Source organism: Nostocoides sp. F2B08 (assembly GCF_009184895.1).
Taxonomy (GTDB): domain Bacteria; phylum Actinomycetota; class Actinomycetes; order Actinomycetales; family Dermatophilaceae; genus F2B08.
The window spans coordinates 103,682-127,465 of sequence record NZ_WESE01000009.1 but is presented as its reverse complement, the minus strand read 5'-3'; the positions used below and the strand labels follow the sequence as shown (position 1 = coordinate 127,465).

Genomic DNA, 23,784 nt, shown 5'->3' with positions numbered 1-23,784 from the left:
CGTGACGCGCAGCCGTCGCTCGATGCTGGCGATCTTCCGGCTGTTCCTCGGCCTGTTCGTCGTCGTGGCCGTCGTCGTCGCGCTCGTGCGGTCCTGGGACGACGTCGCTCCCTACCTCTCCGAGCTCAGCGCCCAGGGTGTCGTCGCAGCGCTCGTGCTGGCCCTACTCGCGCCGTACTTCACGATGCTCGGGTGGCGCACCCTGCTCGCCGACCTGGGCAGCCCGCTCCCGCTGGCCCCCGCGGCGAGCGTGTTCTTCGTCGGCCAGCTCGGCAAGTACGTCCCCGGCTCGATCTGGGCCGTGCTCGCCCAGGCCGAGATGGGCTCGCGCCTCGGCGTCCCACGACGACGGGTCGGTGTCGCCGGGCTGCTGGCGATCGCCTTCGCCCTGCTCACCGGCGGGGCGATCGGCCTGCCGGCCCTCCCGGTCCTGCTCGGCCGCAGCGAGATCGGTGGGTATGCGGTCGTCGCCGTCGTCGTCATCCTCGCCGTCGCCTGCTATCCGCCGCTGCTCAACTGGGGCATCGCCCGCGGTCTGCGGCTGCTGCGGCGACAGCCCCTCGAGCACGACCTCGCCGGGCGGGCGCTCGTGACGTCGCTGGTGTGGTTCACCTTCGCGTGGTCGGTCAGCGGCCTGATGATCCTCGTGCTGGCCCTCGACATCAGCGACGCGCCCTTCGACGGGGCGCTCCTCCTGACGTGTCTGAGCGGTTTCGCGCTGGCCTCGGCGTTCGGCATGGTGAGCGTCTTCTTCCCCGCCGGCTTCGGTATTCGCGACGGAGTCCTGGCGTTCATCCTCTCCACGAGCATGCCCTTCGCGGCGGCCGTGGCCGTCGCCGTCGTCTCGCGCTTCCTCACGATCTTCGTCGACGTCTTCGTCGCGGGTGCGGGGTGGATGTGGGGCCGCGGCCACGACCTGCTCGACGACGACCTCGAGGCGCTCGCCGTCCCGGTCCCGGACGTCGACCCGCCCGACGACGGTGGTGCGGGTCCGAGATGAGCGCCTCCGACGACCCGACGCAGCGCGGCGAGCAGCTGGCCTACAGCGAGCTCATGGACAAGATGCTCGACGAGCAGGCCCGCCGCACCAAGGCCCGCAAGATCATCGCGATCGTCGAGCATGCTCTCGGCCGCGACGACCTGGGCGGCCTGGACGCTCTCGACGTCGGCTGCTCGGCGGGCTTCATCGCCGACGAGCTCGCGAGCGCCGGCGCCCGCACGACCGGCGTGGACATCGACGAGCCCGGACTGGACCGAGCGCGCGAGCGCTTCGGCGACCGGGTCGACTTCCGGCTGGCCCGCGGCGAGGACCTGCCTCTACCCGACGCGAGCATCGACCTCGTCGTGCTCAACCACATCTACGAGCACGTCGTCGATCCCGACGCGGTCATCGCCGACATCCACCGCGTGCTGCGGCCGGGCGGCGTCCTCTACCTCGGCCTCGGCCACCGCTGGCAGATCGTCGAGCCGCACCACCGCCTGCCGCTGCTGTCCTGGCTGCCGCGGGGCGCCGCCGACCGCTATCTGCGGCTCACGGGCCGCGGCGAGCACTACTACGAGCGCTACCGGACGCCGGCGGGCCTGCGCCGCATGGTCGCCGGGTTCGACACGTGGGACTACACGCTCCCGGTGCTCGCCGACCCGGCGCGTTTCGCCGGAGGCGACGTGATCCCGCAGTGGTCGACGCGCATACCTCCTGTGCTCATGCGTGCCGCCCTGCCCGTCGTCCCGACCTATCTTTGGGTTGCCTTCAAGGACGGCGGCGCGCCGTGCGGGCCGCGACTGCGGGTGCCGCCGCGCCGCGTGCGCCGATGACCCCCGAGCGCACCCGCGTCCTCGAGTTCGGCGAGGAGCGCACGGTCGGGGCCGTCCTCGCGGTCTTCCGGCGCGGGGGCGGGGATCCGACCACCCGCACCGAGGGCCGATGGTCCGGCACGTGGTGGGTCGCCTGGCCGACGCCGGACGGGCCGGTCACGGGCAGGTTCACGCAGGCGAGCGAGTCGCGGGTCGAGGTCAGCGCCTGGGGTGCGGGGGCCGCGTGGCTGCTCGAACAGTCGTATGCGCTGCTCGGCGGCCACGACGACGTCACCGGCTTCGTCGCGCACCACCCGCAGGTCGCCGAGGCGTGGCGGCGGCTGCCCGGGTGGCGGGTCCCGCGGTCCGGGCTCGTCGTGCACTCGCTCGTGCCGGCGGTGATCGAGCAGAAGGTGACCGGGCAGGAGGCGTTCGGCGGGCAGCGGCGGCTCGTGTACACGTACGGCACGCCGGCGCCCGGGCCGGGGGAGGAGCTCGGGCTCGTCGTCGCCCCGGACGCGGCGGGCTGGGCGGCGATCCCGTCGTGGGAGTGGCTGAGGTCGAGCGTCGACAGTGCCCGCGCCGACACGATCATGCGCGCGCTGGTGAGTCCGGGCCGGCTCGAGGAGTGCGTCCGGCTTCCGCTGCCGGACGCCCACCGACGGCTGCGCTCGATCCGGGGGATCGGGGTGTGGACCTCGGCCGAGACCGCCCAGCGCGCTCTCGGGGATGCCGATGCGGTGAGCTTCGGCGACTACCACGTCGCGAAGAACATCGGCTGGGCGCTCGTCGGCGAGGAGATCGACGACGACGCCCTCGCCGAGCTGCTCGAGCCGTATGCGGGCCACCGCTACCGCGTCCAGCGTCTCCTCGAGCTCGTGGGAGCGCGTCGACCGCGACGGGGCGCCCGGATGGCGCCGCGCACCCACCTGCCGCGCTGAGCGGCATCTCGCCGATCCGACAGACCCGCGCGGGCTACCGCCAGATCGACCGGACCGTCACGACGGCCCGCAACCCCGCGACCTCGCACCCGACGACCTCGAGGTCCTCGCTCGCCGCAGCGACGCTCACCCGCTCGACGACCCGCCCGAGCCCGTATGCGCTGCTCGCCTCCACCTCGATCCTCACCTCGGCGTCGGAACCGGTCATGCGACCGGTGACGCCGGCGCCCGACCCGTGCCCGGCCAGTGCCACCACCCGTCCGGCCCGCACCTCGACGTCCTCGAGCGCGCCGACGGCCCGGATCCCGATCGACTCGGACTCGGCCGACCCGGGCTCGACGCCGAGTGCCGCGCGCAGCGCCTCGACGGGGCCGGTGCGGAACCAGTCGCCGGGCCCGATGCGCACCAGCCCACCGGCTCCCGGCTCGTCCACGTCGTCGCTCGCCCACGGCAGCCCGCGGACGACGGCGACGGGCAGCGCGCCCGACTTCGACTTCACGAGGTCTGCGGCAGCGGCGATCTCGTCGGCCACCGCGATGACGGTCACCGACAGCTCCCGGCCGTCGGCGTCGACACCTCCTCGATGGTCCTCGAGCACTCGCACGCCGGCGCTCCCCAGCGCGAAGTCCACGACGCCGGCCCGCCACGGACGACCTGCGGTGTCGGACACGACGACTCCGAGCGGCCCCACGTCTCCACCGCCCGTCTCGGACTCCCACGCGGCCCGCACCGACGCCAGGACCTCGGCCGCCGCGGCGTCGGCGTCGCGCGGGAGCACGAGCACCCCGCCAGCCTCGCCGACGTTGGACTCGTCCACTCCGGCGGCGGCCATGACCGGTCCGGCGACGGACTCGACGACCCGCGTCACGCGGTCACCGGCCCGTCGCTCGGCCACGACCCGCACCGTCTCGTCGGCGATGACCGAGTCGCGCGACGCATACCGGCGCAGCCCGAGGGACTTCGAGACGACCTTGGACGCGATGACGAGGATGTCGCCGGAGTGCAGCTCCAGCCCGGCCGCCCGCACCGCCGTGGCGACGACCGCTCCGAGATCGTCTCCCTCCCGGACCTCCGGGATGCCGGGGACGGCGAAGATCTCGAGGCTCACCGGGAGGTCCGGATCGACTCCGCCAACCCCAGCGCGGCACCGGCGATCGCGCCGGCCGCCTCGACCGACGACATCAGCAGCGGCTCGGAGTGCGCCTCGACCCGCACCCGCTGGACGGCCACGTCGGCGTCGGTGGGGTCGACGAGCCAGGCGTCGAGGAAGTCGGCGTACAGCCCCGCCACCGCGGCGCTCGTCGGCTCGACGCCGATGGCGGTCAGGCAGGCGTCGGCGTGCCCGCGCACCGGCCGGCCGCCGATGAGTGGACTCACCCCGACGACGGGTGCGGCCGTGCCACGCAGGGCGTCCCGCACTCCGGGAACGCCGAGGATGATCCCGATCGAGACGACCGGGTTGCTCGGCGGCAGCAGCACGACGTCGGCCTCGCGCAGCGCGTCGAGCACCCCGGGGGCGGCCACCGCCCGGTCCATCCCGGCGACGACGAACCGCTCCACCGGCGCCGCGGCCTGCATCCGCACCCACCACTCCTGGAAGTGGACCGCCCGTGGCTCCTCCTCGGCGAGCACGACGTGGGTCTCGACCGGCGTGTCCGTCATCGGCAGCAGCCGCACCCGCTGCTCCGGCAACCCCCAGCGCTGGGCGAGCAGTGCTGTCACCTCGCTCAGCGACATCCCCTGGCCGAGCCACTGCGAGCGCACGATGTGGGTCGCGAGGTCGAGGTCGCCGAGGGCGAACCAGTCCGGTGTCGCGCCGTAGGCGAGCAGCTCCTCCTGCACTCGGTGGCTCTCGTCGGCCCGCCCCCAGCCCTGTCCGTCGTGGACGCCTCCGCCGAGGGTGTAGAGGATCGTGTCGAGGTCGGGGCAGACCCGCAGCCCGAACAGCGTGATGTCGTCGCCGGTGTTGCCGATGACGGTCACGTCGTGCGGTCCGTCGTCGCGGCGGTCGAGGTGGTGGCGCAGTCCGCGCAGGAACCGCGCCCCGCCGACGCCGCCGGCCAGGGCAGTGATGCGCATGGCCCAACCCAACCACGTGCACGCGGCCCACAACCAACCCCCGTTCCGCCGACCCGCCGCACCTGAGCCCACGTGCCGCATGTCTGCCCACGTGCCGCGGAAAGCGGCGGTTGCCGCGGAAATTTCTGCGGCAGCCGCCCGGTACCGCGCCATCGGCGCGTAACCGCGGCCGCAGCTGGTCACGAGCCCCCCTCACCGACCCCGTATGCTCGACCAGCGGCCGCGACGAGGCGCCGTGCCGGGGGGTAGGTCGAACGGCGTGGAGGTATGTGCGGGCCCAGCACGCGGTATCCATCGGTCAAACTTTCGGACCGTTAGCAGATTTCTGCTTGACTTCCGGTGCATGACACGCATGTAATTTCAAGCATGTGAGACACCAGACACAGGTGATCGGGGTCTCACACGGGTCGAGATCGAGGGTCGAGGAGGAGACATGTTCGAGCTGCACGTGTTGGGGGGTGCAGAGGAGGCAGAACTGTCATGGCAGGAGCGCTCGCTCTGTGCCCAGACCGATCCGGAGGCGTTCTTCCCCGAGAAGGGCGGCTCGACCCGCGAGGCGAAGAAGGTGTGCACGGGGTGCGAGGTCCGTGCCGAGTGCCTCGAGTACGCCCTGCAGAACGACGAGCGCTTCGGCATCTGGGGCGGTCTGTCGGAGCGCGAGCGCCGCAAGCTGAAGAAGCGCGCGGTCTGAGCCGCACGGCTCACCCCGCGGTGGCCCATCGCCACCGCGCCCTCTCCGCATGAACGCCGTCCCCCCGCTCAGCGCCGGACTCGTCTCCATCGAGTCCGGGAGCGAGGCGAGCCCCACCCCGACTCCCATCCCGACCCCATCGCCGAGCACCCCCCTGGCCCGCGACGTCGTCGCCGTCGTCGCGGTGACCGACCCGACGCGGCTGCGCGAGCTCCTCGACCGGCTCGCCATCGGCGTCCTCGTCCCGGGGCACCTGGTCGTGGTCGCCCGTCAAGGCGCCGACACCGACGACGACGCCCTCGGCCCGACCGTCTCCGGGCACAAGGTGCGCGGCCGTTTCGACTCGGTGCGGATCATCCGTGTCGCAGGCGACCTCACTCCCCAGGTCGCCGCGACCGCCGCGCTCGAGCAGGCGCTGCCGACCGCACCGGATCACGACCGGATCGAGTGGGTGTGGCTGCTCACCGACCGCTGCCGACCCGCGCACGGTGCGTTGGCCGCCCTGCACCGCACCGCTCGCACCTCGCGTGCGGCCGGCATCGTGGCCCCCAAGCTGCGGACCACCGAGCGTCCGCCCGAGCTGCTCTCCGTCGGCTACGTGCTGACCCGCGCCGGCCGCTGGGTCCCCCAGCCCCGTGGCGGCGAGCGCGACCAGGGCCAGTACGACGACCGCGCCGACGTGCTCGCCACCTCGACGACCGGTGCGCTCGTTCACCTGGACACCCTCGCCGAGGTCGGCGGCTGGGCGCGGCGGTTCCGGTCGGACGGCCTCGTTCTTGCCGGCGACGTCGACCTGGGCTGGCGCCTGCACCGCGCCGGCCGCCGCGTCATCGTGAACGCGGACGCCGTCGTCGAGATCGAGCCCCCCGAGGACGCGCCCGGCGAGACCAGTGCCCAGCCGCTCGGGCCGACCGGCGCTTCCCGCCGAGCCTTGCGCGCGATCGCACTCGGCGCCCAGCCCGTCGTGCTCTGGCCGATCCGTATCCTCGCGGTCCTCGGCACCGCCCTTGTCGCGGTCGTCGTCATGCTGCTCGCCAAGCGACCCCGCGCCGCCGGCCGCGAGGTCGTCGACGCACTCGCCGTCCTGCGGCTCGGCCGGGCCTGGCGCGCCAACCGGCGCTTCGCGCGGGCCGCGCAGGTTCCTCGACACGCCCTGAGCCAACTGTTCGTGCCGCGCGAGGCGGCCCGCACTGCGGTCCTCGACGACCTCATCCCCCAGCGCCGCGGTCGGGGCATCCTCAGCCAGCAGGACCTCGCCCTGCGCGGCCCGCGTCCGCAGGCCGTCGCCCACCCGGCGTTCCTCGCATTCCTCGTCGGCCTCGCGCTCACGGTCGCCGCGGGCCGCGATCTCGGCGGCCCGCTCATCCGCCGGATCGGCTGGGGTGTGACCGGCGGCGAGGTGACCGGATCGACGTCGACCGCGACGGCGTCTGCGCTCTGGCGCAGCGCGGTCGACTCGTGGGGCGGCTCTGGCCTGGGTGCCGAGACGACGTGGTCGCCGGCGCTGTCCGTCCTCGCAGCCGCGACCGCGGTGAGCGAGCACCTGCCGTTCCTGCCGCCACCGTCGGCCCCGGCCGCCGCGACGATCGCCGCCCTCCTCTTCCTCACCCTCCCGCTGTCCGCTCTGTCGATGTATGCGGCGCTCGCCCTGGTCACGCCCCGCCGCTCGATCCGTGGCCTGGGTGGGATCTCCTGGGCGGCCACGGGACTGGCCGCGGACGTCGTCGCCGACGGACGCCTCGGCGGCGCGGTCGTCCTCGTCGTCCTCCCGCTCGCCGCGGCGGGCCTGGTCCGCGCCCTCGGCCCGAACGGCCGCTCCTACGACGCGGCCCAGGCCGGGCTGGCGCTCGCGCTCATCGCTGCGTTCGCCCCGAGTGTCGCCGCGCTCGTCGCCGTCCTCGGCGTCCTCCTCGGCCTCGTGCCGCGCTGGTCGCTGCGCCGCGCTCTCGGTGTCGCGCTCGTGCCGGCCCTCGTGCTCGCGCCGTTCGTCCGCGAGCTCGTGCGGGAGCCGCAGCTCGCGCTCGGGGGGGTCGGCCTCTTCGACTGGGCCGGCACCCCGCCCGAGCCCTGGCGGCTTGCCCTGCTCGACGTCGCCGCACCGACGACGACCGGGCTCCCGGCGGTCCTCGCCGTCGTCCTGCCGTATGCCGCGGCGCCGGTCCTGGCCCTTGCCCTCGTCGGTCTGCTCCGCAGCCGTCGCCGGCTGACCAGTCTTGCGGCGGCCCTGGTCGCCGCGCTGGCGCTGGCCGCTGCGATCACCGCGAGCCGGCTCGTCGTCGACACCGTCCCGATCGGGGTCGACGGCGCGGGTGAGCCGATCCGTCCGTGGGCCGGCGCCCTCCTCGCCGTCTATGCGCTCGTCGTCATCGCGCTCGCGGTGCGCGGCCTGGACGTGCTGGCGCGCGCGGCGCTGCGGCACCGCTCGGTCCGTCCCGCGGCTCCCGTCGCCGGGCTGCTCGCGGTCGGCGTGCTCGTCGTGGCCACTGCCTGGACCGGGTTCGGCTCGACCCTGTCGACCTTCGTCGACCAGCGGCCCGAGGTCGCCGTCGACCACGCCGACGGCCCGCTGGCGGGCCGCAGCCTGCTCGTCGACCGACTCACGGCCGAGCAGGGCGCGGAGGCGGCCACCGCATACCGGCTGTTCGTCGCCGAAAGCGGCATGCCGGTCCGGTCGCTGCCCGAGCCGACCGTGGTCAGCGCCGGCCTCGACGCCTTCGTGTCCCGGCTCGACGTCGGCGCTCTCGACGTGCCCGGTGACGACCTGCCCGGCGGCCCCGCGGCCGTCCTCGCCCGGCACGCAGTCGGGTTCGTCGCGCTCACCGACGCGCTGCCTGCCGAGTCGGCCCGCGCGCTGGACGCGGCCGACGGGTTGCGCCGTCTCCCGGACCGGGACGGTCTGCGGTGGTGGCGAGTCGACTCCACGACGAGTGACGTCCCCTCACCGGCCCGGGTGGTCCTGCGCGGCGACGACGGCGGCGCCTCCGGCGACGGCGCGGCGATCCCGAGCCGCCACCACGCGCAGACGTCGGCGACACTCGAGGGCCCTGGAACCCTCGAGGTCGCGCAGACCCCGGGGTGGGCCCTCGAGGCGGGCGTCACCCTCGACGGCGAGCCGCTCACGCCGACGACGACCGGCGACACGGTGACCTACGAGGTCCCGGCGGCCGGGCGTCTCGCGATCGACCTGCCCACTCCCGACCCGTCACTTCTCACCCTGGCGGGGCTATCCCTGCTCGTCATCGCCTACCTGGCGCTGCCGTTCGGCGGGGTCGCCGCTCGTCCGGAGGACCGGCCATGACCTCACCGCGCGCCCGTCGCGTCCGCCGCGCAGCGCTCGCCGTCGGCCAGGCCTCCCTCGGGGTGCTGCTCGTCGCGGGTGTCGCCTGGGCCGGCGGCCAGCCCGCGGTGACCGAGCGCATCGACGCGGTCGATGTCGCCCGCACGTCGGCCGACGGTCGCCAACCCGGCTCGACGACGGTCGCGCTCGAGCGAGCGACGCTGGTCTGCCCCGGGCCCGAGCTGCTCGGCCTGGACGGCGCGCGCGACCTGGCGCTCGAGACCTCGGCGACGGTCGTTGCCGCCCCGGTCGAGGCCGTCGGTGACGTCCCCGTTCCGAGCGGGACGGCGGCGCTGGGCATCGAGCCGCTCCCGACCGCGACGGCACCTGACGACGACGCCGACGACTCGGACCGCCCCGACCCGACGACCGTGGCGACGTCCGGGCTGAGCGAGACCGGCGCATACCTCGCGTCGGGGACCGGTGCCGCCGCACCCGGACTCGTCGCCACCCAGGAGACTTTCGCCGAGACCGAGGAGGTCGCCGGGCTCGCGAGCGTGCCGTGCGGCCAGGCCGGGCCGACCGCCTGGCTGCTCGGCGGAGGGGGAGGCCCGGGTCGCGCCGAGCGGCTCATCGTGACCAACCCCGGCAGCAACCCGGTGACCGTCGACATCACCGCCTACGGGGTCGAGGGCACGACGTCGCCGCCCGACGGGCAGGGGCTCGTCGTCCCGGCCCAGGGGCGCGTCGTGCTGCTCAGCGACGCCCTGGCGCCCCAGGAGGCCCAGCCTGCCTTCGGGTTCGTCGCCGACGGCGGGGACATCGCGGTCGCCCTCTTCGAGACCTCGTTGACCGGGACCCAGCCGACCGGATTCGACGCCGTCACCAACGCCGCCGACCCGAGCCGCGACCACGTGATCGCCGGGGTCCAGGTGCCGTCCGAGGATTCCGGCACCCTGCTCGTGCGGGTGGTCAACCCCTCGGACACCGAGGCGATCGGCACGGTCGCCGCGCTGACGGCGCAGGGGGAGCGGCAGCTGCCCGAGGCCGTCGTGCGCGTCCCCGCGGGGTCCGTCGTCGACGTCCCGGTGTCGGGCCTGCCGGCCGGTCCGACCACGCTCGCGGTCTCCGCCGACACCGAGGTGCTCGCCGCTGCCCGCACCTTCGTCAGCGACGGCGGTCCGGAGGCGGCGTGGGCCGTCAGCCGTCCCGCGCTCGATGGTGTCGGAGGGGCCGCGCTGCCGACCCGCGACGACGTCACCCGCACCCTCGTCGTCGCAGCGCGCGGTGCCGGGGCCACGGTCGCCGTCACCCAGGTCGCCGGCGGCGAGGCGACGACGTCGGAGGCGCTCGTGCCGGCCAACGGAACCGTGACCGTCCCGCTCACCGGTGACGGGGTCTGGGTGCGGCAGGTCGCCGGCAGCGGAGAGGTGCACGGCGCCGTCGTCACGACCGGCGCCGACGGCGGCCCTGTCGTGCTGTCGTCGGTCCCGCTCGTCGAGCCCCTGGTCTCGGCGCGGCGGTCCGAGGTCGTGCCGCTCGGCTAGGAGGTCTGCCGCTCTCCCTCCGGCGTGCAGACCCCGCTCCGGGTCGGCATGATGGGGCGATGACGACCTACTCGGGGAGTGAGTTCGAGGGTGCGACGTTCGTGCGGACGAGCTTCAAGGGTGCGACCGTGCGGTTCTCCGACGTCAGCGGGGTGACGATGCGCGGCGTCGACATCGACGGGCTCGACATCGACAGTCACGATCTGTTCTTCGGCAGCCTCCTCGTCAACGGGGTCGACGTCGTGCCTCTGGTCGAGGCCGAGCTGAACCGCCAATTCCCGGGACGGGAGCTACAGCAGGCGCAGACGCCTGACGGCCTGCGCGAGGGGTGGGCCGCTGTCCAGGCCGCCTGGGCGGAGACGGTGGCGGCCACACCGCCGGAGCTCCGGGACGCCCATGTCGAGGACGAGTGGTCCCTGGCCCAGACGCTGCGACACCTCGTGCTCGCGACGGATGCCTGGCTGCGCGGCGGGATCCTGGGCATCGAGCAGCCTTTCCACGAGATCGGTCAGATCTTCACCGGCGCAGAGCGGATGGGCTTCGACATGTCGGTCTTCCGCGCCGACCCGCCGACCTTCGAGGAGATCCTCGCGGTCCGGGCCGAGCGGCAGCGGATGGTCACCGAGTTCCTGGCCACGGCCACGCCCGAGCTGCTCGCGCAGGAGCGTTCCGACCCGTGGGGTGGTGACGACTGGCACCCGAGCGTCGGTGACTGCGTCCGCGTCATCCTCGAGGAGGAGTGGGCGCACCTGCGCTATGTCCGACGCGACCTGCAACTCCTGCGCTGACGCCGTCCGGTCGATGACCGCACCGACAAAGGTAAGGGTTCCCTGCGGGGCCAAACCCGATGGGAGATGCCAGAATCGGGGCATGGCTGAGGAGACGACGCCGCGCGAGGTCGGCGTCACAGAACTGGTCCTGCGCGACGCGCATCAGAGCCTGATGGCGACCCGGATGGCGCTCGAGGACATGGTCGACGCGTGTGCCGACATCGACGCGGCCGGCTACTGGTCGGTGGAGTGCTGGGGTGGAGCAACCTACGACGCGTGCATCCGGTTCCTCAACGAGGACCCGTGGGAGCGGCTGCGGACCTTCCGCGAGCTCATGCCGAACAGTCGCCTGCAGATGCTGCTGCGGGGGCAGAACCTACTTGGCTACCGCCACTACGAGGACGGGGTCGTCAACCGCTTCGTCGAGAAGTCCGCCGAGAACGGCATGGACGTCTACCGGGTCTTCGACGCGCTCAACGACGTGCGCAACGTCAAGGAGGCGATCGCCGCGGTCCGCCGGGTCGACAAGCACGCCCAGGGCACCATCTGCTACACCGAGAGCCCGCTGCACACGGTCGAGGGATACGTGCAGATGGCGCGTGACCTCATGGACCTGGGCTGTGACTCGCTCTGCATCAAGGACATGGCCGCCCTCCTCAAGCCGCAGCCGGCCTACGACATCGTCAAGGCGATCAAGGACGACCTCGGCACCGATGTGCGCATCCACGTGCACTGCCACGCGACGACCGGCGTGACGCTGGTCAGCCTGATGAAGGCCATCGAGGCCGGCGCCGACGTCGTCGACACCGCGATCTCCTCGATCTCGCTCGGACCCGGCCACAACCCGACCGAGTCGCTGGTCGAGATGCTCCGCGGCACGCCGTACACGACGAACCTCGACGACGAGCGGCTGCTGCGGATCAAGGACCACTTCGCGGCGGTGCGTCCGAGGTACACCCAGTTCATGTCCGCCATCACCGGCGTGGAGACCGAGATCTTCAAGAGCCAGATCCCAGGCGGGATGATCTCCAACATGGAGAGCCAGCTCCGCCAGCAGGGGGCGGGGGACCGGCTGCGCGAGGTCCTCCTCGAGGTGCCGCGGGTGCGCGAGGTGGCCGGGTTCCCGCCGCTCGTCACGCCGTCCAGCCAGATCGTCGGCACCCAGGCCGTGTTCAACGTGCTCATGGGTCCCTACAAGGTCCTCACGGCGGAGTTCGCCGACCTCATGCTCGGGTACTACGGCGAGACGCTCGGCGAGCGCGACCCCGAGATCGTCGAGGCCGCGCGGCAGCAGGCCGGCAAGGACCCGATCGACGTCCGCCCGGCCGACCTCATCCCGCCGGAGTGGGAGCGTCTCGTCATCGAGGCGAGCGCACTCGAGGGCTTCGACGGGACCGACGAGGACGTGCTGACGTATGCGATGTTCCCGGGCGTCGCACCCGGCTTCTTCGTCGAGCGGCCGGAGGGTCCGCGCAACGTCGGCAAGGACCCCGCCGTGGTCGCCACGGACGAGCTGTCCAAGAGCTCGGGAGGCCCGGTCAAGGGACCGATCAACTACTCGGTGACCCTGAACGGCACGGCGCACTCCGTCACCGTCGAGAGAGCCTGAGGCAGACGTGGCCAAGAACAACATGTCCAAGAAGAAGCACCACCAGGCCTCCATGGAGGAGCGCACCGCGGACCTGCTCGCCCGCCGCCGGGAGGTCGAGCAGGGCGGAGGCGAGGCGCGCATACAGAAGCAGCACGCGGCCGGCAAGCTGACCGCCCGCGAGCGGATCGCGGCCCTGCTCGACCCGGGCACCTTCGAGGAGACGGGCATGTTCGCCCGTCACCAGTCGACCTACTTCGGCCTCGACCAGGCCGACCTGCCGGCCGACGGTGTGGTGACCGGCGAGGGGGCGGTGTTCGGCCGACCGGTGCACGTCGCCAGCCAGGACTTCACGGTCGCCGGCGGCAGCGCGGGCGAGATCCACTCCAACAAGGTCGCAGCCACCCTGCGGGCGAGCCTCGGCACGGGCACGCCGTTCGTCTTCATCAACGACTCCGGTGGCGCGCGTGTCCAGGAGGGCATCGGCTCGCTGGCCGGCTACGGCCGGGTGTTCTACAACAACGTCCTGCTCTCCGGCGTCGTCCCGCAGATCTCGATCATCGCCGGTCCGTGCGCAGGTGGTGCCGCGTACTCCCCGGCCCTGACCGACTTCATCATCCAGACCCGGCAGGCCCATATGTTCATCACCGGGCCCAACGTCATCGCGCAGGTGACGGGCGAGCAGGTGACCTCCGACGCGCTCGGCGGCGCCGACGCCCATATGGCGCTGTCGGGGGTGACCCACTTCGTCGCCGACGACGACGAGCAGGCCGTTCTCATCGCGAAGAAGCTGCTGAGCTTCCTGCCCCAGAACAACTCCGAGGACCCGCCGATCGTCGACCCCGACCATGTCGTCGAGGCCGACCCGGAGCTGCCGAAGGTCATCCCGACGTCGGACAAGAAGGGCTACGACGTCCGCGAGGTGATCGCCCGCCTCGTCGACCGCGGCGACTTCCTCGAGGTCCAGGCCGGGTATGCCGGCAACATCGTCATCGGGTTCGGCCGGATCATCGGCCGCACCGTCGGGGTCGTGGCCAACCAGCCGATGGTGCTCTCCGGCGTCCTCGACATCAACGCCTCGGACAAGGCCTCGGCGTTCGTCCGGTTCTGCAACGCCTTCAACATCCCGCTGCTCACCCTCGTCGACGTGCCCGGCTTCCTGCCCGGTGTCGCTCAGGAGCACAACGGGATCATCCGGCACGGGGCGAAGCTGCTCTACGCATACTCCGCCGCATCGGTCCCCAAGATCACCGTCGTGCTACGCAAGGCCTACGGCGGGGCCTACGTCGCCATGTGCTCCAAGGACCTCGGAGCCGACAAGGTGCTCGCCTGGCCGACGGCCGAGATCGCCGTGATGGGTGCCGAGGGCGCGGCCGAGATCGTGTTCCGTCGCGAGATCGCCGAGGCCGAGGACCCCCAGCAGCGTCGGGCCGAGCTCGTGGAGGAGTACCGCTCGACGTTCTCGACGCCCTACGTCGCCGCCGCCCGCGGCCTCGTCGACGACATCATCGAGCCGGCGCGCACTCGCGAGCACATATCCCGGGCACTCGAGATCAACATCACCAAGCGCACGATCCGGCCCGCCAAGAAGCACGGGTTGGGCCCGACATGAGTGCCCCGGACACCGGCCCAGCAGGCAGCGGCGCCCCGAATGCGGATGGGCAGACCGTCGCCGAGCTCGTCGACGCGGTCCGTTCGCTCTCGGAGCGGGTGGCCCAGCTCGAGGCCGAGCTCGCCCAGCGCCGGGCCCAGAACCCCGGCGTGCCGGAGGACGTCGCGATCGCCATCTCCGCTGCGGTGGCGGCCTTCCTGGGACACCGGGCGAAGATCAAGCAGATGCACTACCGGACCGGCCAGGCGTGGGCCCAGCAGGGCCGGGTCGTCGTCCAGGCCCACCACAACATCCAGCGGCCGAGGTGAGGACATGCAGCTCAAGGTGACGGTCAACGGCGTCGCGTACGACGTCGAGGTCGAGGTCGAGGAGGAGCCACACACACCCCTTGGCGCGATCTTCATGACCGGCGGCAACTTCTCGCCGCCGCACGCGGGCACTCCGTCGGCGGGTACGGCTGCCGACGCGGACGGCGTCACGGCACCCCTCGCCGGGACGGTGGCGCGGGTCCTGGTCGAGGAGGGTCAGGCGATCGAGGCCGGCGAGGTGGTCCTCGTGCTCGAGGCGATGAAGATGGAGACCGAGATCACCGCGCCGCAGGCCGGGACCGTCACCGCCGTGCTCGTCTCACCGGGCACGGCAGTGACATCGGGCCAGGTGCTGCTGCAGATCGCCTGACGCGGGACGGACCTCAGCCGCTCAGCTCGGCACAGAGGTCCCGTGAAAGGCCGTTCGTGTCGAGGATTGTCCACTGGCCGTCCTGAGGGTTGACCGTGAACGTCACCTTGCCGCTGTACAGCGTCGTCGATGGGCCGGCCGGCACGTCGGACGGGAACAGGATGACGACGTTGTGCCCATTCAGGACGAAGAGGTCCGATCCGTCGGCCAGTGTCGTGGTCCGCACGACGGCGCCCTTCGAGCGCAGCCACACGGTCGCACCCGAGTCCTCGTTCGTGAAGGTCAGCTCCGAGCCCGTCCCCGTGGACATGAATACAGTTCCATGCTTGTTGGTGATGGTGTGCTCCGTGCGGTGCCCGCCGCCCCCGTCGATCCGGATCGGGAAGTCGCACGCCGTCCCGGCAGGGTAGAACTGGGTAAAGTCCTCGGCTGTGGCCGAGCCTGCGGCGACCACCGAGCCCAGCATGGCGAGCGCGGCTGCTGCGGTCATGGCCCTGCGCATTGTCATCGTCCCTCCTCGTTCGGCGCAGGCGCCCAACGAGGTCGACCGACCTGCGCGATGTGCGACACCGGATGTGGCGTCGTACCTCCGATTGTTGTTCTGTGGACCGTGGCAGCACGTGGTGGTGTGACGCACGGATCACTCCCGGTAGCCGTTCGGCTCACTGCGTCATCCAGTCTCGGACGAGCTCGACGTACGTCGTCGGCGCCTCCCACGGCAGAAGGTGCCCCACACCCTCGACCTCCGTGACGGTCCACTCCGGATGGGATTGACGGAGCTCCTCGCAGAGGGCACGCGGCAGGACGGTGTCGTGCCGACCCCAGAGGACGAGGGTCGGTGCCCGGATCCGGTCCAGCTCGGCGCGCACCGCCTCCTCCTTCACCGTCAGAGCGGCCACCGCCGACGCCGCCGCCTGGAGCATGCCGTCGACCCGCCAGGGCAGCCGCACCCGCTCGACCTCCTCCGCGAGAAGGGTGAGCAGGTCCGGCGAGATCTGCGTGACGTCGACACTGCCACGGAACATCCGTTCGGCCAGGGCCGGGTCGGTCGGGTCGGCCTGCCAGCGACGCCAGGCTCTGCCCTTGACCCTGAGGGCGATTCGCACCGGCACCCGGGCCACGGTGGGCGCCGCGCCGAGCGCGAGCCGCCAGGCCCGCGGGAAGCGTGGCGGGTCGGGCGACCCGGGGAGCACGGGGCTGGTCAGGACCAGCCGCGAGACCCTGGTCGGGTGCCGGGCCGCGAAGAGCGTACCCGCCAGTCCACCGAGGGAGTGTCCGTGCACCACGACCCGATCCAGGTCCAAGGCGCGGCAGAGTCCCTCGAGGAACTCGGGACTGTTCTCGGCGCGCGCGTCCCGGGGGTCGGCCGGTCGGGTCCGGCCGGCTCCGGGCAGGTCCGGCACGATGACCCGACCACCGGTGGCCAGCGGCGCGACGACGTCCAACCAGGACCACGACCCCGCACCCATCGGGTGGAGGAGGAGGTGGGTGGTCGGCTCGCCCGGTCGTCGGCTCGGTTCCGCACGGAGGTAGTGAACCTCCATCCCGTCGACCTGGTGGACGCGGCTGACCACGCCGGCCCAGCGGCGGGAGCGCTCGCCCCAGTCCTGCCCAGGCGCATCCGTATGGCCCATCACAGATCACGCCTGCTCGGCGCGGCCCTTGAGTCCCCTCGCCTCGTTGGCGAGGTAGCGGTCCGTCAACCCCCGGTAGAAGCGGCCCATGACCGTGCCGAGCCAGCCGGACTGCGACACCGAGAGGCGCACCCGCGACGTGGTCTCGGAGAGCGGCTCGATCTCGTGCCGGGCGGTCGTGCACACGCCGGGCCCCGAGGCGACCCAGGTGAACGACGAGTCCGGGATCAGCTCGGTCACGACGTACTCGGTCTCCGGTATGCGCGGCTGAGCGACCCTCGCCCGGCTCCCCACGCGCAGGGGGCCGGCGTCGAGCCGTCGCACCGAGGTCACCGTGGAGGTCCACTCCGGCCACGCTTCGACGTCGGTCAGGACCGCCCAGACCCGCGGGGGTGCGGCTTCGATGTCGACCGTGACGCTTTGCTCCATCCGCCCATCATGACGTGGTCGGTGCTACCGCGCGAGAGACTCGACTCGCTCGCACGCCGCGCGCCGACACGACGATGTTGGCCAGGACGATGAGCCCGAGACCGGTCCACTCGTTCGCGCCGAGCAGCTGACCGAGGACGAGCCAGCCGGCCAGCGCGGCCCATACCGGGTGGATGCTGGACAGCGTGCTGAACAGCTGGGTCGGCACCCGCCGCAGGGCGAGCAGGTCGGCGACATACGGCACCACCGAGGCGAGCAGCCCGCACACGACCGCGAAGGTCAGGGCCTCGACCGTCGGCGGGTGCAGCCAGAACCACACGACCGCGACCGGAGTCCAGGCCGCGGCCGTCACCACGGCCGCGGCGGCCGTCCCCTGCAGGCCGGGGAGCCGTTGTCCGACGGCCCGGTTGAGGAGGATGTATGCGGCCCACGCCCCGGCGGCGACGAGACCGAAGGCGATGCCCAGGTAGTCGGTCGACGGTCCCGGTGCGGTGAGCACGGCGACGCCCACTCCGGCCACCAGGGCACAGCAGGCGTCCACCACTCGACGGGAGGCGAGGATCGCCACGGCCAGGGGACCGAGAAACTCCAGGGTCACCGCGAGACCGAGCCCGATCCGCGAGACGGCGGCGTACAGGCCGAGGTTCATCACGCTGAACGCCAGCGCCAGTCCGAGCACCGGCAGCCACTGCGCTCGCGTCATGCGGTGCAGTCGGGGGCGCACCACCGGGGTGAGGAACGCGGCCATCGTCAGCTGCCGGACGGCGACGACACCCACTGGGCCGATGACGGGGAAGGCGAGGGCGCCGATGGCGGCCCCGACCTGGTTCGAGGCCGAGCCCGCGAGCATCAGTCCGAGCCCCGCGGCACGCTCGCTCGCTGTCGCGGTCTCCGCCGACAGCAGAGGAGCGGGATCGGTCCCCTGCGGGGGTGTCTCGACATGAGTGGTCATGTCGAGAAGCGTGCGGCTCACTGTGCCATAAGTCCAGTGCATGTTTCGTACTTGCCATACGCTTTTGTTATGGACTGGAGCCTACGAGAGCTGCGCCACTTCGTCACCGCCGCCGACCTCGGGTCGTTCACCGACGCGGCCCGAGAGCTGCACGTCTCCCAGGCCGCCGTCTCGCGGACCATCGCCTCGCTCGAGCGGGCGGTCGGGGACCGGGTCCTGCGCCGCATACCGCGTGGCTGCGAGCCGACGCCGACCGGAGCGCAGATCCTGCCGCACGCGCGCCGGGTGCTCGCGGAGGCCGACCGGTTCAGCGACTTCCTCCGGTCCCGACACAGCACGCTGCGCCTGGGGTATGCGTGGGCCGGCCTGGGCCGGCACACCGCCGCCCTGCAGCGCACCTGGGCCAGGGACCACACCGACATCGAGCTCGAGCTGGTCAAGCGGAACACCCCGACGGCCGGGCTGGCCGAGGGAACGTGCGACGTCGCGATCCTGAGGCGGGCCGTCGACGACCCCCGCCTGCAGTCGGTCGTCGTCGGTCTCGAGCGCCGGGTCGTGGCCTTCGCCTCCGACGACCCGCTGTGGGCCCGCCGACGTAGCCTCTCGATGGCCGAGCTCGCGGAGCGGACCGTCCTGATCGACTCACGCACCGGCTCGACGACGGGCGAGATGTGGGCCGACCTGCCGACCCGCCCCACCTTCGTCGAGTCCGGCGACGTCGACCAGTGGCTCGACTCGATCGCCGCGGGCAAGGCCGTCGGCACCACGGCGGAGGCGACGGCACACCACCACGTGCGTCCCGGCGTGACCTACCGGCCGGTCAAGGACGGCCCGCGCATCCCGGTCCGGCTCGTGTGGTGGCGCGAGGACCGACCGCGGGGGCTGGCCGAGCTCGTCGACGTCGTGACCCGGCTCTATGCCGGCTCGAGCTGATCGGCCGCGCAGCTGCCGCCGGATCGGTCAGAGGCCGACGCCCTTGGACCGCAGCCACGCGACCGGGTCGACCGGGTTGCTGTTCTCGCCGTTGGGGCGCATCTCGAAGTGCAGGTGCGGTCCGTAGGAGCGGCCGGTGTTGCCGCTGCCGCCGATCTGCTCGCCGGCGGATACCCGCTGCCCCGACCGGACCGCCATATAGTCCATGTGGCAGTACCGGCTCACCGATCCGTCCCAGTGCTCGATCCACACGTTGTTGCCGCACGAGCCGGTGTGGGCGGCCCGGATGACCGTGCCGGACGAGACAGAGAACACCGGGGTGCCGATCGGGGCGGCCAGGTCGGCGCCCGCGTGCAGCCGGCCCCACCGGCTGCCGAACCCGGAGGTGTACTTGTAGCGGTTGATCGGCGCCACGTACCGCTGCGCCGATCGGCGCGCCTCCTCCTCGGCCCGCTCCCGCGCCTCGGCCTCCTTGCGCTCCGCCTCGGCCTTCTTCTTGGCCTCCTCGGCCTTCTTCTTCGCCTCGGCCTCGGCCTTCTTCTTGGCGGCCTCCTCCTTCTTCTTCTGCTCCAGCTCCTTGCGCGCCTTCTCACGGGCGACGCGTTCGGCCTCCTGCTGGCGACCCTGCAGCAGCGCCGTCTGATCCGTAACCGCGGTGCGCCGCTCGGCCAGGGCGGAGGTGTCCGCAACGCTGTCGCTCACCTGGCTCTGCGCGAGGGCGCGGTCGGCGGAGGAGGTCTGCAGCGCCAGGGGTGCCGACCCGGCGACCGAGGCTCCTGCGGTCGAGAACACCAGCGCCAGGGAGGCCGCACTGGGAAGAGCGAACTGCGGACTCAGGGCACGGGGCAGGGGTCGGGGCCGACGTGCGCGGTGGCGGCCGGGGGCGCGGTGGCGGGGCACGTACGAGCCTGAACTCACAGCGGATTGATCCTCACGGCAGGGGCTGATCACGAAAGAGCACGGCGACGACGCCAGGGCAGGGGAGCAGCGGTTCGCCGGTGAAGTCCCCCACCCTAGCGTGATCTTTTCGTTATCTGAACTTAGGGGTCAGGCAGGTTCCGGCAGGTGGGACGCACTCGGCGACCTCAGTGTGTCGCGCGGCCGCCGCTCAGTCGCCCAGGCCGTAGCGCTCGGTGAGGATGATCGCGATTCCGTCGCCCATAGCCACTCCGGTCCCGGCCGTCGCGTCAGCTACTCCGCGGACCGGTCGCCCAGGGGGGACGGATGACCGCCCGATGCGGCCGAAGCACCCTGCACACGCCCGCGGTCACGCTGTTCAGGTCGCATGGTGAAGGCGACGAGGATCGCCCAGATCGGGACCAGGAACTGTGGCGCCCAACCGACGCCGATGAGGAGGAGTGGCGCGATGAGCAGAGCCGTCGTCGTGCACCACCGCGGTGCCAAACCCCCGCGTCGTTGGAGCAACGATGCGACGATCACGAGGACGCCGGCGCAGAGGAGGGCTGCGACCAGCAGCGTGGTGAAGCCGGCCATCGTCAGCTCGCGGAATGGCGAAGGTGTCGCCGTTGGCAGCTCCTCGACGACGTGGCCCATCGGAACCGCCAGGAACAGGGCCGACGCTGTCATCAGCAGCACCCCGTATGCGGTACCGAGCGCGCGGACCAGCGCGGGTCCGCTGGCCTCCGGCACTGCCCGATGAAGCATGTCGGCCAGAATCGAGGTGAATGCGAGTGCGCTGAGCCCGGCCAGGACGAGCGCATAGCCTCCGATGACAATGCCGAGCAGCCCGGTGCCCGAGAGGAGACCGACGACTCGCTCATCGTCGTAGGCGCCCTCGGGAAGGGGTGCGGTGAAGAGCGCGCCGAAGTACAGCGCCGCGAAGGCGATGGCGGTGGCGCGCAGCCAGGAGATGGGGCTCATGGTCGGTTCCTTTCCAGTGAGGTGACTCGAGGTTAGGAAGCGCACACGGGGCCACACATCCGCCTGTGTGACGAGCTCGTTGGTCCATCTGGAGGAGCGGCTCCGACTGCAGGCGGATGCCGTCATGCACGCCTGTGACTACCGTGGCGTCATGGGTGTCCCCCGTCCCCGGTCGACCGACGTCGGTGTCGCCGCGCTGCTGGTCGGGATGGCCCTCGTCGAGCTCTTCGCCGAAGGACGGATTGCCAGCGGCGACCTCATGCTGGCTGTGCTGGCCACGGCGCCGGTAGCGTGGCGCACCGTCGCGCCACGAATTGCGTTCGGTGTCTGTGTCCTGGTGTTGCTCATCCTCTCGGCGATGCAGACGGATGAGTTCACTGTGGCCGAGCTCCTCGCACTCATGTTGGTGACCTACACCATCGCGCTGCTGGAGACGCTTCGACCGGCCGTGGTGGCGCTGGCGGTGGTGATCGGTGCGGCACTGGGCAATAGCGCCGCGTCGGGGAGCCGGGATGCAGGGGACTACGTCTTCCCCGTGATCCTGCTCGCAGTTCCTTGGACCGCCGGGCGTGCGCTACGCCGGTGGCGGGAGCGGACCGAGGAACTCGAGGTCGTCACCGCCGCACTGCGAGCAGAGCGCGAGCAACATGCGCGCCTGGCGGTTGCGGCTGAGCGGGGGAGAATCGCGCGCGACCTGCACGACTCTCTCGCCCAGGCGCTGAACGCTGTTGTCGTGCACACCGAGGTGGCCGAGGCCTCACTCGGGCGAGACGACGAGCTGGTGGCGGGCTCGCTGGAACGCATCGGCACGGTGGCGCGTGCGGCACTTGGGGAGACCCGACGGCTTCTCAACGCCCTCCGGGATCTCACCGACGACGACGACTCGCCACGGCTCGACCAGCTCGCGGCGCTCGCCGCGGAACATACAGCAGACGGATTAGCGGTGGACTTCGCTATGGAAGGCAGAGCGGGAGGATTGCCGGCTTCAGTCGAGGCGGCAGTTTTTCGAATCGTGCAGGAAGGACTGACCAACGTCGCGGCCCACTCGAGAGCAGGGCACGCGCGAGTGCGTGTCTGTCTGGCAGATGTCGTGTCCGTTCGGGTCGAGGACGACGGTCCGTCCATCGTTCGTGACCGTGGCTCTCGGCCTGGACTCGGGTTGGTCGGTATGCGGGAGCGCGCCACCCTTCTGGGCGGCGACTTCCGGGCTGGACCTGCCGGCGACGGATTCGTACTCGAAGCGACCATTCCGCGTGTGGAGAGCCCGTGATCCGTGTCGTGATCGCCGAGGACCACGCGCTAGTGCGTGAGGGACTGACTGTGCTGTTGGAGCTCCAGGACGACATCGGCGTCGTGGGAGAGGCGGCTGACGGCGTGCAGGCGATCGATGCGGTCGCACGGCTCCGGCCCGACGTGCTGGTCCTCGACATCCAAATGCCGCGACTCGACGGCATCGAGGTGACCCGCCGGCTCGCCGCGACGCAGACAGAGACTGCGATTCTCATTCTGACCACGTTTGATCGTGACGAATACGTGTTCCGCGCGTTGGAAGCCGGTGCAGCCGGCTTCCTGCTCAAGGACGTGCCCCGCACGCAACTAGTGCATGCCGTGCGCGTGGTGGCCGCCGGTGACGAGTTGCTCGCGCCTTCGGTGACCCGGCGTCTGGTGGAACGCTTCATGCGTACCCCGGCCGCGACAGGCCTTCTGAACGGCCTGACCGAGCGTGAGCAGTCGGTTCTACGTCTTGTAGGGCGGGGTCTCAGCAATGCTGAGATCGCCCGCGACCTGGTCATCGGTGAGGTGACCGTCAAGTCCCACCTGAGCAGCATCTTCGCCAAGTGCGACCTGCGTGACAGGGCTCAGGCCGTTGTCCTGGCCTACGAGAGCGGCCTCGTCCGCCCGGGTGAAGCTCACAGGTAGAGGTTCCGGAGTCCAGACGGGCGTTCTGAAGTCTCGTCTGGGAAGCGTCCGGCGGACAAAGGCAGTGCTACTGAGCCGCCGGGGAGCGCGCTGCGGGGACAGCACTCGTGTGACCGTCGATCTCAGGGGGCTGGTGGGTGTCCGATCTCGCAGGATGGCCCGCGTCCAGTCGGGAAATCAGCGCCCAGGCCGTAGCGCTCGGCCAGGACGATTGCGATTCCGTCGCTGTCGTTGTCGGCGGTGACGAGGTCGGCGGCCGCTTTGACGGAGTCGAGGGCGTTGCCCATGGCCACCCCGATGCCGGCGATCGAGAGCATCTCGATGTCGTTCTCGTTGTCGCCGAAGGCAACCGTGTGGGCGAGGTCGATCCCCGCCAGCTCGCAAAAGTGCGCCAGCGCGGCGCCCTTGTTCACGCCGGTCGGCAGGCACTCGTAGTGGGTCGGGGCGGAGAAGGCGAAGTCCAGGCTGCCGGTGAAGGGCTCGGCGATGGCGCGGTGCTGCGCGGCGAGAATCTCCGGGCGGCCCGAGACGAGGACCTTGTTCGCCGGCACGGGCACGGCCTCCAGCGGGTCGACCACGGCGACCGTCTGGGCGTTGGCGCGGGCCTCGATATCGACGTTGAAGCCACGCGGATCCTCGACATACAGGGTCGCGCCGGAGGGGACGCTTGGGGTGACCTCGAAGGTTCGCAGGTGCGCCATCAGGGTGCCGAGCAGGTCGGAGTCGATGGCCGCGCTCCACAGCAGGCGGTCGGTCGCGCCGTCGACGATGGTCGTGCCGTTCAAACCGAGGTAGACCAACCGGGTGGGGTCGAGCCCGGCTTTGACCGCCAGGTGCCGCAGCGCCCACGCGTCGCGACCGGAGGCCAGCGCCACCGTCACGCCCCGGTCGAGTGCCTCACGGATCGCGACGATCGTGCCGGGAAGCACCGTTCCGGTGCTGTCGAAGAGCGTCCCGTCCATGTCGAAGGCGAGGAGGGCGGGCGTGGTCGTGGTGATCATGGGTCCTTCCGGTCGTCGGTGGCGAGCCTAACCACGTGCGGCGCGCGACGCGGACGC

The 23,784-nt window shown here is 71.8% G+C and carries 23 protein-coding genes; 14 read left to right on the top strand and 9 right to left on the bottom strand.

The features are described from left to right. The first annotated feature begins 1 nt into the window (after window position 1). The 3 genes from GA707_RS17040 to GA707_RS17030 are packed head-to-tail and all read left to right on the top strand — an operon-like array spanning window position 2 to window position 2,735. Entirely contained in the window at window positions 2-1,000 is a 999-nt protein-coding gene (locus GA707_RS17040) for a lysylphosphatidylglycerol synthase domain-containing protein (protein WP_226963899.1), read from the top strand. Then, a complete protein-coding gene (locus tag GA707_RS17035) occupies window positions 997-1,815 on the top strand; it encodes a class I SAM-dependent methyltransferase (RefSeq protein WP_226963898.1) in 819 nt (272 codons plus the stop codon). The genes GA707_RS17040 and GA707_RS17035 overlap by 4 nt, the downstream gene beginning before the upstream one ends. Further along, window positions 1,812-2,735, top strand: coding sequence for a DNA-3-methyladenine glycosylase (locus GA707_RS17030; RefSeq protein ID WP_152179650.1), 924 nt, complete (start codon window positions 1,812-1,814; stop codon window positions 2,733-2,735). The genes GA707_RS17035 and GA707_RS17030 overlap by 4 nt, the downstream gene beginning before the upstream one ends. A 34-nt stretch (window positions 2,736-2,769) precedes the next feature. On the opposite strand, the gene GA707_RS17025 is transcribed toward GA707_RS17030, so the two are convergent. Continuing rightward, a complete protein-coding gene (locus tag GA707_RS17025) occupies window positions 2,770-3,843 on the bottom strand; it encodes a coenzyme F420-0:L-glutamate ligase (RefSeq protein WP_226963897.1) in 1,074 nt (357 codons plus the stop codon). Further along, window positions 3,840-4,814 carry a 2-phospho-L-lactate transferase gene (cofD, locus tag GA707_RS17020; protein WP_152179649.1) on the bottom strand — a complete coding sequence of 325 codons (975 nt, stop codon included), beginning with the start codon at window positions 4,812-4,814 and terminating at the stop codon, window positions 3,840-3,842. Before cofD ends, GA707_RS17025 begins: the two co-directional genes overlap by 4 nt. A gap of 433 nt (window positions 4,815-5,247) precedes the next feature. Here cofD and GA707_RS17015 point away from each other — a divergent pair, with 433 nt between their 5' ends. From GA707_RS17015 to GA707_RS21660, 8 genes are all read left to right on the top strand, one after another. After that, on the top strand, window positions 5,248-5,505 hold the full coding sequence (locus GA707_RS17015; RefSeq protein WP_152179648.1) for a WhiB family transcriptional regulator: 258 nt from the start codon (window positions 5,248-5,250) through the stop codon (window positions 5,503-5,505). A 49-nt stretch (window positions 5,506-5,554) separates the two neighbouring features. Beyond that, window positions 5,555-8,803, top strand: coding sequence for a glycosyltransferase (locus GA707_RS17010; protein ID WP_152179647.1), 3,249 nt, complete (start codon window positions 5,555-5,557; stop codon window positions 8,801-8,803). Further along, window positions 8,800-10,329 (top strand): DUF5719 family protein, encoded by a 1,530-nt coding sequence (locus GA707_RS17005; protein ID WP_152179646.1) that lies wholly within the window; start codon window positions 8,800-8,802, stop codon window positions 10,327-10,329. Before GA707_RS17010 ends, GA707_RS17005 begins: the two co-directional genes overlap by 4 nt. 59 nt (window positions 10,330-10,388) lie before the next feature. After that, on the top strand, window positions 10,389-11,117 hold the full coding sequence (locus GA707_RS17000) for a DinB family protein (RefSeq protein WP_152179645.1): 729 nt from the start codon (window positions 10,389-10,391) through the stop codon (window positions 11,115-11,117). A gap of 82 nt (window positions 11,118-11,199) precedes the next feature. Continuing rightward, window positions 11,200-12,708, top strand: coding sequence for a methylmalonyl-CoA carboxytransferase subunit 5S (locus GA707_RS16995; RefSeq protein WP_152179644.1), 1,509 nt, complete (start codon window positions 11,200-11,202; stop codon window positions 12,706-12,708). A gap of 22 nt (window positions 12,709-12,730) precedes the next feature. Beyond that, on the top strand, window positions 12,731-14,299 hold the full coding sequence (locus GA707_RS16990) for an acyl-CoA carboxylase subunit beta (RefSeq protein ID WP_152179737.1): 1,569 nt from the start codon (window positions 12,731-12,733) through the stop codon (window positions 14,297-14,299). Then, entirely contained in the window at window positions 14,296-14,607 is a 312-nt protein-coding gene (locus GA707_RS16985; RefSeq protein ID WP_226963896.1) for a hypothetical protein, read from the top strand. Before GA707_RS16990 ends, GA707_RS16985 begins: the two co-directional genes overlap by 4 nt. A gap of 4 nt (window positions 14,608-14,611) precedes the next feature. Next, on the top strand, window positions 14,612-14,977 hold the full coding sequence (locus GA707_RS21660; protein WP_152179643.1) for a biotin/lipoyl-containing protein: 366 nt from the start codon (window positions 14,612-14,614) through the stop codon (window positions 14,975-14,977). Window positions 14,978-14,990: 13 nt separating this feature from the next. Here the strand turns inward: GA707_RS21660 and GA707_RS16975 are convergent, their stop codons facing one another. From GA707_RS16975 to GA707_RS16960, 4 genes are all read right to left on the bottom strand, one after another. Beyond that, window positions 14,991-15,485, bottom strand: coding sequence for a hypothetical protein (locus GA707_RS16975; protein WP_152179642.1), 495 nt, complete (start codon window positions 15,483-15,485; stop codon window positions 14,991-14,993). 154 nt (window positions 15,486-15,639) lie between these two features. Continuing rightward, window positions 15,640-16,611, bottom strand: a complete 972-nt coding sequence (locus GA707_RS16970) for an alpha/beta fold hydrolase (protein WP_226963916.1) — start codon at window positions 16,609-16,611, stop codon at window positions 15,640-15,642. A 6-nt stretch (window positions 16,612-16,617) separates the two neighbouring features. Continuing rightward, the gene (locus GA707_RS16965; RefSeq protein ID WP_152179640.1) at window positions 16,618-17,040 is read right to left on the bottom strand and encodes an SRPBCC family protein; all 423 of its coding nucleotides are present in this window, start codon (window positions 17,038-17,040) and stop codon (window positions 16,618-16,620) included. 7 nt (window positions 17,041-17,047) lie between these two features. After that, a complete protein-coding gene (locus tag GA707_RS16960) occupies window positions 17,048-17,992 on the bottom strand; it encodes a DMT family transporter (protein WP_226963895.1) in 945 nt (314 codons plus the stop codon). Between the two features lie 69 nt (window positions 17,993-18,061). Here GA707_RS16960 and GA707_RS16955 point away from each other — a divergent pair, with 69 nt between their 5' ends. After that, on the top strand, window positions 18,062-18,925 hold the full coding sequence (locus tag GA707_RS16955; protein ID WP_152179639.1) for a LysR family transcriptional regulator: 864 nt from the start codon (window positions 18,062-18,064) through the stop codon (window positions 18,923-18,925). 27 nt (window positions 18,926-18,952) lie between these two features. Here GA707_RS16955 and GA707_RS16950 read toward each other — a convergent pair whose 3' ends face one another. Together GA707_RS16950 and GA707_RS16945 are read right to left on the bottom strand one after the other, a co-directional pair. Beyond that, a complete protein-coding gene (locus tag GA707_RS16950; RefSeq protein WP_152179638.1) occupies window positions 18,953-19,843 on the bottom strand; it encodes a M23 family metallopeptidase in 891 nt (296 codons plus the stop codon). Window positions 19,844-20,116: 273 nt separating this feature from the next. Next, on the bottom strand, window positions 20,117-20,806 hold the full coding sequence (locus tag GA707_RS16945; protein ID WP_152179637.1) for a hypothetical protein: 690 nt from the start codon (window positions 20,804-20,806) through the stop codon (window positions 20,117-20,119). 208 nt (window positions 20,807-21,014) lie between these two features. Between GA707_RS16945 and GA707_RS16940 the strand changes: the two genes are divergently transcribed. Together GA707_RS16940 and GA707_RS16935 are read left to right on the top strand one after the other, a co-directional pair. Next, window positions 21,015-22,076, top strand: a complete 1,062-nt coding sequence (locus GA707_RS16940) for a sensor histidine kinase (RefSeq protein WP_193315390.1) — start codon at window positions 21,015-21,017, stop codon at window positions 22,074-22,076. Next, entirely contained in the window at window positions 22,073-22,726 is a 654-nt protein-coding gene (locus GA707_RS16935; RefSeq protein ID WP_152179635.1) for a response regulator transcription factor, read from the top strand. Before GA707_RS16940 ends, GA707_RS16935 begins: the two co-directional genes overlap by 4 nt. A gap of 122 nt (window positions 22,727-22,848) precedes the next feature. Here the strand turns inward: GA707_RS16935 and GA707_RS16930 are convergent, their stop codons facing one another. Beyond that, window positions 22,849-23,727 carry a Cof-type HAD-IIB family hydrolase gene (locus GA707_RS16930; RefSeq protein WP_152179634.1) on the bottom strand — a complete coding sequence of 293 codons (879 nt, stop codon included), beginning with the start codon at window positions 23,725-23,727 and terminating at the stop codon, window positions 22,849-22,851. Window positions 23,728-23,784: the final 57 nt, after the last annotated feature.

What these genes read in the sequence shown, in the direction of transcription:
- GA707_RS16940 (WP_193315390.1), top strand. Translation starts at nt 21,015, where the DNA reads ATGGCCCTCGTCGAGCTCTTCGCCGAAGGACGGATTGCCAGCGGCGAC.
- GA707_RS16930 (WP_152179634.1), bottom strand. Translation starts at nt 23,727, where the DNA reads ATGATCACCACGACCACGCCCGCCCTCCTCGCCTTCGACATGGACGGG.
- GA707_RS16990 (WP_152179737.1), top strand. Translation starts at nt 12,731, where the DNA reads ATGTCCAAGAAGAAGCACCACCAGGCCTCCATGGAGGAGCGCACCGCG.
- GA707_RS17010 (WP_152179647.1), top strand. Translation starts at nt 5,555, where the DNA reads ATGAACGCCGTCCCCCCGCTCAGCGCCGGACTCGTCTCCATCGAGTCC.
- GA707_RS16995 (WP_152179644.1), top strand. Translation starts at nt 11,200, where the DNA reads ATGGCTGAGGAGACGACGCCGCGCGAGGTCGGCGTCACAGAACTGGTC.
- GA707_RS16985 (WP_226963896.1), top strand. Translation starts at nt 14,296, where the DNA reads ATGAGTGCCCCGGACACCGGCCCAGCAGGCAGCGGCGCCCCGAATGCG.
- GA707_RS16970 (WP_226963916.1), bottom strand. Translation starts at nt 16,611, where the DNA reads ATGGGCCATACGGATGCGCCTGGGCAGGACTGGGGCGAGCGCTCCCGC.
- GA707_RS17015 (WP_152179648.1), top strand. Translation starts at nt 5,248, where the DNA reads ATGTTCGAGCTGCACGTGTTGGGGGGTGCAGAGGAGGCAGAACTGTCA.
- GA707_RS16955 (WP_152179639.1), top strand. Translation starts at nt 18,062, where the DNA reads ATGGACTGGAGCCTACGAGAGCTGCGCCACTTCGTCACCGCCGCCGAC.
- GA707_RS16960 (WP_226963895.1), bottom strand. Translation starts at nt 17,992, where the DNA reads ATGACCACTCATGTCGAGACACCCCCGCAGGGGACCGATCCCGCTCCT.
- GA707_RS17035 (WP_226963898.1), top strand. Translation starts at nt 997, where the DNA reads ATGAGCGCCTCCGACGACCCGACGCAGCGCGGCGAGCAGCTGGCCTAC.
- GA707_RS17030 (WP_152179650.1), top strand. Translation starts at nt 1,812, where the DNA reads ATGACCCCCGAGCGCACCCGCGTCCTCGAGTTCGGCGAGGAGCGCACG.
- GA707_RS17005 (WP_152179646.1), top strand. Translation starts at nt 8,800, where the DNA reads ATGACCTCACCGCGCGCCCGTCGCGTCCGCCGCGCAGCGCTCGCCGTC.
- cofD (WP_152179649.1), bottom strand. Translation starts at nt 4,814, where the DNA reads ATGCGCATCACTGCCCTGGCCGGCGGCGTCGGCGGGGCGCGGTTCCTG.
- GA707_RS17000 (WP_152179645.1), top strand. Translation starts at nt 10,389, where the DNA reads ATGACGACCTACTCGGGGAGTGAGTTCGAGGGTGCGACGTTCGTGCGG.
- GA707_RS16975 (WP_152179642.1), bottom strand. Translation starts at nt 15,485, where the DNA reads ATGACAATGCGCAGGGCCATGACCGCAGCAGCCGCGCTCGCCATGCTG.
- GA707_RS21660 (WP_152179643.1), top strand. Translation starts at nt 14,612, where the DNA reads ATGCAGCTCAAGGTGACGGTCAACGGCGTCGCGTACGACGTCGAGGTC.
- GA707_RS16945 (WP_152179637.1), bottom strand. Translation starts at nt 20,806, where the DNA reads ATGAGCCCCATCTCCTGGCTGCGCGCCACCGCCATCGCCTTCGCGGCG.
- GA707_RS16965 (WP_152179640.1), bottom strand. Translation starts at nt 17,040, where the DNA reads ATGGAGCAAAGCGTCACGGTCGACATCGAAGCCGCACCCCCGCGGGTC.